Genomic DNA, 13,054 nt, shown 5'->3' on the forward strand with positions numbered 1-13,054 from the left:
GAGTCACGTCGTAAAAGGACTTCCGCCCGGGTTTCGCGTGCGGCGCGATCTCATGTATTGCCCAGGTGCCCAAGTGCTGTCCGTCCTCAAGAGGTTGCTTTAGATGCAGAATGAGCAGAAGCTTCGCGACTACCTCAAGCGGGTAATGGCCGATCTTCAGCAGACGAAGCAGCTGTTGAGCGCGGCCGACTCGCGGGCACACGAGCCCATCGCGATCGTGGGCATGAGCTGCCGTTATCCGGGCGGCGCCAACTCCCCCGAGGAGTTGTGGCAGATGGTCGCCGAGGGCCGGGACGCCGTGTCCGACCTTCCCACCGACCGCGGCTGGGACATCGAGCGGCTGTACAGCCCCGACCGCGAAAAGCCGGGCACTTTCTACAACCGCGAGAGCGGATTTCTTTACGACGCCGCACAGTTCGACCCGGCGTTCTTCGGGATCTCGCCGCGTGAGGCGCTGGCGATGGACCCGCAGCAGCGCCTGCTCCTCGAAGTCGCCTGGGAAGCCTTTGAGCACGCCGGAATTGACCCGCACGCGATGCGCGGAAGCAAGACCGGTGTATTCGCGGGCGTGATGTACCAGGACTACGCCACTCGGCTCGACCGAATCCCCGACGGCGTGGAGGGATATCTCAGCACCGGCAACGCGTACAGCGTCACATCGGGGCGCATCTCCTACACCCTGGGGCTGGAGGGCCCGGCCGTCTCCGTCGACACCGCGTGCTCCTCGTCTCTGGTGACGCTGCACCTGGCGGTCCAGGCGCTGCGCAACGGCGAGTGCTCCATGGCCCTGGCCGGTGGCACCACGGTCATGTCGACCCCCGAGGCGTTCATCGACCTCGCCCGGCAGGGCGGCCTCTCCCCCGACGGCCGCTGCAAGGCCTTCTCCGACCTCGCGGACGGCGCCGGCTTCGCCGAGGGCGTGGGCATGCTCCTCGTCGAGCGGCTCTCGGACGCGGAGCGCAACGGCCACAAGGTGCTCGCGGTCGTCCGCGGCTCGGCCGTCAACCAGGACGGCGCGAGCAGTGGCCTGACCGCCCCCAACGGCCCGTCCCAGCAGCGCGTCATCCGCCAGGCCCTCGACAACTCCCAGCTCTCCTCCGACCAGATCGACCTCGTCGAGGCGCACGGCACGGGCACCACGCTCGGTGACCCCATCGAGGCGCAGGCGCTCATCAACACCTACGGTCAGGAGCGCCCGGCCGAGCAGCCGCTGTGGATCGGCTCCTTCAAGTCGAACGTCGGTCACACGCAGGCCGCCGCGGGTGTCGGCGGTGTCATCAAGATGGTGATGGCGCTGCGCAACGGCGTCATGCCGAAGACGCTGCACATCGACGAGCCCTCCACCAAGGTCGACTGGTCTGCGGGCGCCGTCGCGCTGCTGACCGAGGCGCGGGAGTGGCCGGAGACGGGCCGGCCCCGACGGGCCGCGGTCTCCTCGTTCGGCATCAGCGGTACGAACGCGCACATCATCCTGGAGCAGGCGGCCGCCCAGCCCTCCGCGGAGGAGCCGCCCGCCGCCACGCAGCAGGCGGACGCCCCCGTGCCGTGGGTGATCTCGGGCAGGACCGAGGCCGCGCTGCGGGCCCAGTCCGAGCGCCTGACGTCGTTCCTCGCCGGGCGGCTGGGCCTCGGCCCCGCCGATGTGGGTTACTCGCTCGCCGTCTCTCGCGCACGCTTCGAGCACCGGGCCGTCGTCACGGGTACGAACCGCGCGGAACTGCTGGCCGGCCTGGAAGCCGTGGCCACCGGCAAGTCCGCCGCGGGGGTCGTGGAGGGCGCGGCGACCGCCGGAACGGTCGGCAAGCTGGCGTTCCTGTTCACGGGGCAGGGCAGCCAGCGGGCTGGCATGGGCCGTGAGCTTTACGAGACGTATCCGGTGTTCGCCGCAGCCTTCGATGAGGTGTGCGGGCAGTTTGATGGCCTGCTTGAGCGTCCGCTGAAGGATGTCGTCTTCGGTACGGACGAGGCGGACGCCGGTCTGATCGACCAGACCGTGTACACGCAGGCCGCGCTCTTCGCCATCGAGGTCGCCCTGTTCCGGCTGGTCGAGGCGTGGGGGCTCACCCCCGACTTCCTCGTCGGCCACTCCGTCGGTGAACTGGCCGCCGCGCACGTCTCCGGTGTCTTCACTCTGGAAGACGCGACCAAGCTCGTCGCCGCACGGGGACGCCTCATGCAGGCGCTCCCGGCTGGCGGGGCCATGGCCGCGATCCAGGCCACGGAGGCGGAGTGATCTCCGGTGATGAGACCGCCGTAGCCGAGGTCCTGGAGCACTGGCGTGAACAGGGCCGCAAGGTCCACCAGCTCCGCGTCAGCCACGCCTTCCACTCCCCGCGCATGGAACCCATGTTGGAGGAGTTCCGCGCTGTCGCCTCCGGCCTTACGTACGGCACTCCGAGCATCCCGGTCGTCTCCAACCTCACCGGCGCCCTCGCCACCCCCGAGGACCTCTGCACCGCCGACTACTGGGTCCGCCACGTCCGCCAAGCCGTCCGCTTCGCCGACGGCATCGCGTACCTCGCCGAGCAGGGCGTCACGTCCTTCATCGAGCTGGGTCCGGACGGAACTCTTTCCGCCCTGGCCCAGCCACGTCCACGGCGCGGATCTCGACTGGGACGGCGTCTTCGCGGGCCACGATGTCCGCCGCGTCGACCTGCCCACCTACGCCTTCCAGCACCAGCGTTACTGGCTCGAAGCCGCTGAGCCCGTGGAGGCGGCGGCCGCTCATGCCGCCGCTCCCGAGGAGACGCGTTTCTGGGAGGCCGTGGAGCGGGAGGACACCGCCGCGCTGGCCGCCGCGCTCGACTTCGACGGTGAGGTCGAGCCCGAGTGGCTCGAAGCCGCGCTGCCGGTCCTGTCGACGTGGCGACGCCAGAACCGGCGGAAGAACACCGTCGACGCCTGGCGGTACCGCGTCACCTGGAAGCCCCTGTCCGTCGCCCCGGCCAAGCGTGTCTCCGGCACCTGGCTGCTGGTGGTTCCGGCCGACGGCGACACCTACGCGTGGGTGCCCGCGGCCGAGCAGGCGCTGCACGGCCGAGGCGTCAACACCGTACGGGTGGAGTGGAGCGCGACCGGCTCGGACCGCGACTCGCTCGCCGGGCTGATCCGTGAGGCCGTGGGCGACCGCGCCGTCGACGGTGTGCTCTCGCTGCTCGCCCTCGACACGGCCCCGCACCCCGGCCACCCCCACGTGGCGTCGGGGCTCGCCGGGACGCTCGAACTCGTCCAGGCCCTCGGCGACTGCGGGGTCGGGGCGCCGCTGTGGCTCGCCGCCCGCGGCGCCGTGTCCGTCGGCCGCTCGGACCGCGCCGCCGACCCGGCGCAGGCCCAGGTCTGGGGCCTGGGCCGGGTGGCCGGGCTCGAACACCCCGACCGCTGGGGCGGTCTCCTCGACCTGCCCGAGACGGTCGACGCGCCCGCGCTCGCCCGCTTCACCGACGTCCTGTCCGGTCTGGGCGCGGAGGACGAGCTGGCGATACGTTCGACGGGCATCTTCGGCCGTCGTCTCGTCCGGGCGCCGCTCGCCGACTCGGCCGGCGGTTCGTGGACGCCGCGCGGCACGATCCTCATCACCGGCGGTACGGGCGCGCTCGGCGGCCATGTCGCCCGCTGGGCGGCGGCCAACGGCGCCGAGCACCTGGTCCTCACCAGCCGCCGCGGCGATCAGGCGCCCGGCGCCGAGGAGCTGCGTGCCGAACTCACCGGGCTCGGCGCCGCCCAGGTCACCATCGCCGCGTGCGACGCGGGCGACCGCGACTCGCTGGCCGCCGTCCTGGCGGACCTGGAGGCCGACGAGGCCCGGCCGCTGACGGCGGTCGTGCACGCCGCCGGTGTCGGCGACACCGGGTCGCTCATGGACAGCGCCCTCGACGACGTGGCCGCCATCGTCTCGGCCAAGACGGCGGGCGCCACCCACCTCGACGACCTGCTCGGCGACACGCCCCTGGACGCCTTCGTCCTCTTCTCCTCCGCCGCCGCGGTGTGGGGCGGCGCCGATCAGGGCGCCTACGCCGCGGGCAACTCCTTCCTCGACGCGTTCGCCGAGCGGCGCCGCGCCAGGGGCCGTACCGCCACGTCCATCGCCTGGGGCCTGTGGGGCGGCGGTGGCATGGGCACCGACGGCGACGAAGAGGCCATGCTGCGCGTCGGCCTCAAGCGCATGAACCCCGAACTCGCCGTGTCCGCCCTGGTCCAGGCCGTGGCGCACGACGAGACCACGGTGTGCGTGTCCGACCTCGCCTGGAACCGGTTCGCCCCCGCCTACTCCGCCATCCGCCGGCGCCCCTTCATCGAGGACCTTCCCGAGGTACGGAGCGTCCTGGAAGCGGAGACGGCGAGCGCCGCCGAACCCGCGGGCGGCAACGCGCTCGCGCGGCGGCTGAGCGGCCTGCCGGCGGGCGAGCAGCGGGAACTGGTCCTCGACCTCGTCCGCACACAGGCCGCCGCCGCGCTCGGCCACGCCGACGCGACGGCGATCGAACCCGGTTCGGCCTTCCGCGAGCTGGGCTTCGACTCGCTCACGGCGGTCGACATCCGCAACCGCCTGAACGGCGCGACCGGGCTCACGCTGCCCACGACGCTCGTCTTCGACTACCCGAACGCCGACGCCATCGCCGGGTTCGTCCTCACCGAGCTGCTCGGCGCCGACGACACCGGCGCGGCCGACCCGGCGCGTCGGGCCGCCCTCACCGGCCCGGCGGCGGACGACGAGCCCATCGCCATCGTCGCGATGAGCTGCCGCTACCCGGGCGGTGTCAGCACGCCCGAGGAACTCTGGCAGCTCGTCCTCGAAGGCCGCGACGCCATCTCCCCGTTCCCCACCGACCGCGGCTGGCCCATCGACGACCTGTACGACCCGGACCCGGAGCGCAGCGGGACCACGTACGCGTACGAGGGCGGCTTCATCGACGGTGCCGGCGGCTTCGACGCCGGGTTCTTCGGGATCTCGCCGCGTGAGGCGCTGGCGATGGACCCGCAGCAGCGACTGCTCCTCGAAGCCTCCTGGGAGGCCCTGGAGCGTGCGGGCATCGACCCCCTGTCGCTGCGCGGCAGCCAGGGCGGCGTCTTCATCGGCGCCGGGTCCCAGGGGTACGGCATCGACGCGCACGACGCCCCCGAGGGCACCGAGGGCTACTTCCTCACCGGCACCCAGTCCTCCGTCATCTCCGGCCGCGTGTCCTACACGCTGGGGCTGGAGGGCCCCGCGGTGACCGTCGACACGGCCTGCTCGTCCTCGCTCGTCGCGCTGCACCTGGCCGCGCAGTCGCTGCGCCGGGGTGAGTGCGATCTGGCGCTGGCGGGCGGTATCACCGTCATGGCGACCCCGGGCGCCTTCATCGAGTTCAGCCGGCAGCGCGGCCTCTCCGGTGACGGCCGCTGCAAGGCCTTCGCGGGCGCCGCCGACGGCACCGGCTGGTCCGAGGGCGCGGGGCTCCTTCTGCTGGAGCGGCTCTCCGACGCGGAGCGCAACGGCCACCAGGTCCTCGCCGTCGTCCGCGGCTCCGCCGTGAACCAGGACGGCGCGTCGAACGGCCTGACCGCCCCCAACGGCCCTTCGCAGCAGCGCGTCATCCGCCAGGCCCTGGCAGGCGCGGGCCTTGAGCCGGGCGACGTGGACGTGGTCGAGGCGCACGGCACCGGCACGCGGCTCGGCGACCCGATCGAGGCGGGCGCACTGCTCGCCACGTACGGCCAGGGCCGCGACGCGGACCAGCCGCTGTGGCTCGGCTCGATCAAGTCCAACATCGGCCACACCCAGACGGCCGCGGGTGTCGCGGGTGTCATCAAGATGGTCATGGCGATGCGGGAAGGCCTGCTGCCGAAGACCCTGCACGTCGACGAGCCGACCCCGCAGGTCGACTGGTCGGCGGGTGCTGTCTCCTTGCTGACCGAGGTACGGGAGTGGCCGGAGACCGGGCACCCGCGCCGAGCGGGCATCTCGTCGTTCGGCGTCAGCGGTACGAACGTCCACACCATCATCGAGCAGGCGCCGGCCACGGCGGTGGAGGCGGAGGCCTCCGAGACCGTCGAGGCTCCTGTTGCTGGTGGGGTCGTTCCGTGGGTGCTCTCCGGTAAGACGGAGGACGCGCTGCGGGCGCAGGCCGAGCGGCTGTACTCCTTCGTGCAGGAGAACTCTGAGCTGCGTGCGGCTGATGTGGGGTACTCCCTGGCCGTCACGCGGGCTCGGTTCGAGCACCGGGCCGTCGTCACCGGCTCTGATGTCGATGAACTCCTCGCGGGTGTGCAGGCGTTGGCTGCGGGCGAGCCGTCCGGGGCCGTGGCCTCGGGGAGCGTGCGGCGCGGCAAGCTGGCGTTCTTGTTCACTGGGCAGGGGAGCCAGCGGGCCGGGATGGGCCGTGAGCTGTATGACACGTATCCCGTCTTCGCCGCTGCCTTTGATGAGGTGTGCGCGCACTTCGATGGGCACCTTGAGCGGCCGTTGAAGGATGTCGTCTTCGGCACGGACGAGACCGGCGCTGGTCTGATCGACCAGACCGTGTACACGCAGGCCGCGCTCTTCGCCATCGAGGTAGCGCTGTTCCGGCTGGTCGAGGCGTGGGGGCTCACCCCCGACTTCCTCGTCGGCCACTCGGTGGGCGAGCTTGCCGCCGCGCACGTCTCCGGTGTCTTCACCCTCGACGACGCGACCAAGCTCGTCGCCGCGCGCGGTCGCCTGATGCAGGCGCTCCCGGCTGGCGGGGCCATGGCTGCCATCCAGGCCACTGAAGCAGAAGTTCTGGAGACGATCGAGGGCCGCGAGTCCGAGATCGCCATCGCCGCGATCAACGGGCCCACGTCCGTCGTGGTTTCCGGCGACGAGGCAGCCGTAGTCGAGGTGCTGGAGCACTGGCGCGAACAGGGCCGCAAGGTCCACCAGCTCCGCGTCAGCCACGCCTTCCACTCCCCCCGCATGGAACCCATGCTGGACGAATTCCGCACCATCCGACGGCATCGCGTACCTCGCCGAGCAGGGCGTCACGTCCTTCATCGAGCTGGGTCCGGACGGAACTCTTTCCGCCCTGGCCCAGGAAGCGGAAACCCTCACCTCCGCCCTCGCCGAAGCCCACATCCAGGGCGCCGAACTCGACTGGGACGGCGTCTTCGCGGGGCACGGCGCGCGCCGCGTCGACCTGCCCACCTACGCCTTCCAGCACGACCACTACTGGCTGGAGATGGGCGTCCCGGCGGGCGATGTCTCCGTGCTCGGGCAGTCCGCGACCGAGCACCCGCTGCTCGGTGCCGCTGTGGTGCTGCCCGACTCGGACACGCTCGTGCTCACCGGGCGCATCTCGTTGCAGAGCCACCCGTGGATCGGGGACCACCTCGTGATGGGGTCGGCCCTGCTGCCCGGGACCGGTCTGGTCGAGCTGGCGATCCACGCCGGTGACCAGGTGGGCTTCGGCCACGTCGACGAGCTGATGCTCCAGGCCCCGCTGGTCCTCCCCGAGCGCGGTGCCGTCGTCCTGCGCGTGACCGTGGAGGCCGTGGACACGCTCGGGCGGCGTCCGGTGGCCGTCTTCTCCCGGCCCGAGGGCTCGGAAGCAGAGCCGTGGACCCGTCACGCCGCCGGTTTCCTGGCGGAGAGCGCGCCGGAGGCCTCCTTCGACCTGTCCGTGTGGCCGCCGCAGGGCGCCGAGTCCATTGAGGTCGCGGACCTCTACGAGAACCTCTCCGGTACGGGACTGTCCTATGGGCCGGTGTTCCAGGGCCTGCGCGCCGCCTGGCGGCTGGACGACGCCGTCTACGCCGAGGTCGCCCTGCCCGAGTCCACCCCGACCGGCGGCTTCGGGCTCCACCCCGCGCTGTTCGACGCCGCCCTGCACGCCGCTTCGCTGAGCGCGTCGCCGCAGGAGGAGACGGGGACCGGTCTGCCGTTCGCGTGGAGTGGTGTGTCCCTGTACGCCACGGCCGCGTCGACCCTGCGCGTACGACTGACGCCGACCGGAACCGACGGGTTGGCCCTCGCCATGGCGGACGAGGCCGGTGCGCCCGTCGCCTCGACCGAGTCCCTCGTCTTCCGCCGGGTCACGGCCGAGCAGCTCTCGGCGGGCCGAGGTGGCTTCACCGACTCGCTGTTCCGTGTGGAGTGGCCCGAGCTGTCCGTGCCGTCGGCCGCGCCCGCGACCTGGGCGGTGCTCGGTGAGCCGGGCTCCTTCGCCGAGGGCCGGACCTTCCCGGGCCTGGCCGAGCTGGCCGGCGCCGAGACGATCCCCGACGTCGTGTTCGTCCCGCTGACCGACCGCGAGGGTACGGACACCGCCGCTGCCGCCCATCGGGCCACGCATCACGCGCTGGCCCTCATCCAGGGCTGGCTGGCGGAGGACCGGTTCGCCGACTCCCGCCTGGTGTTCGTCACGCGCGGCGCCGTCGCCGCCGGACCGGACGACACCGTCCGCGACCTGGTCAACGCGCCTGTCTGGGGCCTCGTACGGTCCGCGCAGGCCGAGAACCCCGACCGGTTCGTGCTCCTCGACATAGACACGGACGCCGACACCGACACCGACAGTGGTGCCGGTACCGGCACCGAGGGCGCGTCGCTCGAACTCACCCTGCTGTGGCCGTTCCTCGCCTCCGACGAGCCGGAAGCGGCCCTGCGTGACGGCGTCGTACGGGCGCCCCGGCTGGCGCGCGTGCCCGCCGCCGACGCCGACGCCGAGAAGGCGGCCCTCGCGCCGGACCCGTCCGGCACGGTCCTCATCACCGGCGGCACCGGCGCCCTCGGTTCGCTCGTGGCCCGCCATCTCGTCACCGAGCACGGCGTACGCAACCTGCTGCTCACCAGCCGCCGAGGAATGGACGCCGAAGGCGCCCCGCAGCTGGCCGCCGAGCTGGCCGAACTCGGCGCGGAGTCCGTGGAGATCGCCGCCTGCGACGCCGCCGACCGCGACGCGCTGGAGGCCCTGCTCCACTCGATCGACACCGGACGCCCGCTGACCGCCGTGGTCCACACGGCCGGTGTCCTGGACGACGGAGTCATCGGCTCCCTCACCCCCGAGCGTCTCGACACCGTCCTGCGCCCGAAGGCCGATGCCGCCCTCAATCTCCACGAACTCACGTGGGACCTGGGGCTCTCCGCCTTCGTCCTCTTCTCCTCCGCCGCGGGCGTCATGGGCAACGCGGGTCAGGGCAATTACGCCGCCGCCAACACCTTCCTCGACGCCCTCGCCCACCACCGCCACTCCCTCGGCCTGCCCGCGACCGCACTCGCGTGGGGCGCCTGGGAGCAGGCGGGCGGCATGACCGCGGACCTCGGGGACACCGACGCCAACCGCATGAGCCGCGGCGGCATGACCGGCCTCACCCACGCCGAGGGCCTGCGGCTCCTGGACGCCGCGTGGGCGACCGGCGCCGCCCTGCTCGTGCCGACGCACATGGACCTGGCCGCCGTACGCGCCCAGGCCGCTTCGGCGGGCGTACCGCCCCTCATGCGCGGACTCGTCCGCTCCCCCGCACGCCGAACCGCTCACACCGCGGCCGTCGAGACCGGCGCCCTCGCGCAGCGCCTCGCCCCCCTCACGCGCGAGGAGCGCCAGGCACACCTCCTCGACCTGGTGCGCACCCACGTCGCCCACGTCCTGGGCTACGACAACCCCGCCACCGTCGAACCGGCGCGCGCCTTCAAGGAGTTGGGCTTCGACTCGCTCACCGCGGTCGAGCTGCGCAACCAGCTCAACACCGCGACCGGGCTCCGCCTCCCCGCCACCCTCGTCTTCGACTACCCGAACCCGCTGTCCCTGGTCGACTTCCTGCTCACCGAGTTCGGCGGTACGGACACCGCGCGGGCGGCGGCGTCCGCCCCCGTGGTGCTCACCGACGTCGAGCCGATCGCGATCGTCGGCATGGCCTGCCGCTACCCGGGCGGAATCACCTCGCCCGAGGGCATGTGGCAGTTCCTGATGCGGGGCGGCGACGGTACCTCGCGCTTCCCCACCGACCGCGGCTGGGACGTCGAGGACCAGTTCATCGAGGACCCGGAGCGCCCGGGTACGAAGTACGCGCTGGCCGGCGGATTCCTGCACGACGCACCCGAGTTCGACCCCGGCTTCTTCGGGATCTCGCCGCGTGAGGCGCTGGCGATGGACCCGCAGCAGCGACTGCTCCTCGAAGCCTCCTGGGAGGCGTTCGAGCGGGCCGGGATCGACCCGGCCTCCGTACGCGGCAGCTCGACCGGTGTCTTCGCCGGCGTGATGTACCACAACTACGCCGCTCGCGTGACGGACATCCCCGACGGGGTCGGCGGCTTCCTCGGCACCGGCAACTCCAGCAGTGTCGTGTCCGGCCGTGTCTCGTACACGTTCGGCCTCGAGGGTCCGGCCGTGACCGTGGACACCGCGTGCTCGTCCTCGCTGGTCACGCTGCACCTGGCGGTTCAGGCGCTGCGTCGCGGGGAGTGCTCGCTGGCACTGGCGGGCGGTGTCACCGTCATGCCGAACCCGGATACGTTCATCGACTTCGCCCTCCAGGGCGGCCTGGCCGGTGACGGCCGCTGCAAGGCCTTCGCCGGTGCCGCGGACGGCACCGCGTGGTCCGAGGGCGTGGGCATGCTCCTCGTCGAACGCCTCTCCGACGCGGAGCGCAACGGCCACCAGGTCCTCGCGGTCGTCCGCGGGTCCGCCGTCAACCAGGACGGCGCGTCCAACGGCCTGACCGCTCCGAACGGCCCCTCGCAGCAGCGCGTCATCCGCCAGGCCCTGGCCTCCGCGGGCCTGACGCCCGGTGACGTGGACGTCGTCGAGGCGCACGGCACGGGCACGCGGCTGGGTGACCCGATCGAGGCGCAGGCGCTTCTGGCCACGTACGGTCAGGACCGCGAGGGCTCCGAGCCGCTGTGGCTCGGCTCCATCAAGTCGAACCTCGGCCACACCCAGGCCGCAGCCGGTGCCGCCGGAATCATCAAGATGGTGATGGCGCTGCGCAACGGCGTCATGCCCAAGACCCTGCACATCGACGAGCCTTCTCCGCACGTCGACTGGTCGGCGGGTGACGTCTCCTTGCTGACCGAGGCACGGGAGTGGTCCGAAGCCGGGCGGCCGCGCCGGGCCGCCGTCTCCTCCTTCGGCATCAGCGGCACCAACGCGCACATCATCCTGGAGCAGGCGCCGACTGCCGTCGACACCACCGTCGACGAGGTGGCCTCCGAGGCTCCTGTTGCTGGTGGGGTCGTTCCGTGGGTGCTCTCCGGTAAGACGGAGGGGGCGCTGCGGGACCAGGCCGAGCGGCTGTACTCGTTCGTACGGGAGAACTCCGAGCTGCGTCCGGCGGATGTGGGGTACTCCCTCGCTGTCACGCGGGCCCGGTTCGAGCACCGGGCCGTCATCACCGGCTCCGACGTGGATGAACTCCTGGCAGGTACCGCCGCGTTGGCGGCCGGGGATGTGTCGGGTGCGGTTTCCTCGGGGAGTGTCAACCGTGGGCGGGTCGCGTTCCTGTTTACGGGGCAGGGGAGCCAGCGGGCCGGAATGGGCCGCGAGCTTTACGAGACGTATCCGGTGTTCGCCGCCGCCTTCGATGAAGTGTGCGCGCAGTTTGATGGCTTGCTTGAGCGGCCGCTGAAGGATGTCGTCTTCGGTACGGACGAGGCGGACGCTGGTCTGATCGACCAGACCGTTTACACGCAGGCCGCGCTCTTCGCCATCGAGGTCGCTCTGTTCCGGCTGGTCGAGGCGTGGGGTCTGACCCCTGACTTCCTCGTCGGCCACTCGGTGGGCGAGCTTGCCGCCGCGCACGTCTCCGGGGTCTTCACCCTCGACGACGCGACCAAGCTCGTCGCCGCACGGGGACGCCTCATGCAGGCGCTCCCGGCTGGCGGGGCCATGGCCGCCATCCAGGCCACTGAGGCAGAGGTTCTGGAGACGCTCGAAGGCCGCGAGCACGAAATCGCCATCGCCGCCATCAACGGACCCACGTCCGTGGTGATTTCCGGCGACGAGGCCGCCGTCGTGGAGGTGCTGGAGCACTGGCGCGAGCAGGGCCGCAAGGTCCACCAGCTCCGCGTCAGCCACGCCTTCCACTCCCCCCGCATGGAACCCATGCTGGACGAGTTCCGCACCATCGCCTCCGGGCTTGCGTACGGAACCCCGAGCGTCCCGGTCGTCTCCAACCTCACCGGCCAACTCGCCTCCCCCGAAGACCTCTGCGACGCCGACTACTGGGTCCGCCACGTCCGCCAAGCCGTCCGCTTCGCCGACGGGATCGCATACCTGGCCGAGCAGGGCGTTACGTCCTTCATCGAGCTGGGCCCCGACGGCACCCTCTCCGCCATGGCCCAGGAAATCGCGTCCGACAGCGAAGAAGCGGTCTTCACGCCCGTACTCCGCAAGAACCGCCCCGAACCCGAAACCCTCACCCAGGCCATCGGCACCGCCCACATCCACGGCGCCGAACTCGACTGGGACGGCGTCTTCGCAGGCCACGGCGCACACCGCGTCGACCTGCCCACCTACGCCTTCCAGCACCAGCACTACTGGCTGGAAGCGACAGCCGCAGCCGGTGATGCCACGAGCCTCGGGCTCGGCAAGACGGGGCACCCGCTCCTCGGCGCGGCGATGTCGCTGCCCGAGACGGACAGCATTGTTCTGACGGGCCGTCTGTCCCTCCAGTCGCACGCCTGGCTGGCCGACCACACCGTCATGGACACCGTCCTCGTCCCCGGGACCGGGCTGGTCGAGCTGGCGATCCACGCCGGTGACCAGGTCGGCTGCGGGTCCCTGGAGGAGGCGGATGCCGCGGTGCCGTGGACGCGTCACGCGGTCGGCCTCCTCGCGGAGAGCGCGCCGGAGGCGTCCTTCGACCTGTCCGTGTGGCCGCCGAAGGGCGCCGAGCCCCTCGGCGTGGAGGGTCTCTACGAGAACCTCGCCGATGCGGGTCTCTCGTATGGGCCGGTGTTCCAGGGCCTGCGTGCCGCCTGGCGCCTCGGTGACGACGTCTACGCCGAGGTCGCCCTCCCCGAGGACACCTCCACCGACGGCTTCGGACTGCACCCCGCACTCCTGGACGCCGCCCTGCACGCCGTGGCCCTCGGCGACTTCACCGAAGCAGCCGACCACGCACT

At 71.9% G+C, this 13,054-nt stretch carries 1 protein-coding gene and 1 pseudogene; both read left to right on the forward strand.

Going from position 1 to position 13,054, the window contains the following annotated elements:
* Positions 1 to 103 precede the first annotated feature (103 nt).
* A pseudogene (locus IG54_RS43935) lies at positions 104 to 7,175 on the forward strand (SDR family NAD(P)-dependent oxidoreductase); the annotation flags it as partial.
* Positions 7,176 to 13,054 (forward strand): type I polyketide synthase (locus IG54_RS43940; RefSeq protein WP_158708989.1); only part of this gene is annotated, 5,879 nt, incomplete at its 3' end. It abuts the pseudogene before it with no gap.

The organism is Streptomyces sp. NRRL S-920 (assembly GCF_000717945.1).
GTDB lineage: Bacteria > Actinomycetota > Actinomycetes > Streptomycetales > Streptomycetaceae > Streptomyces > Streptomyces alboniger.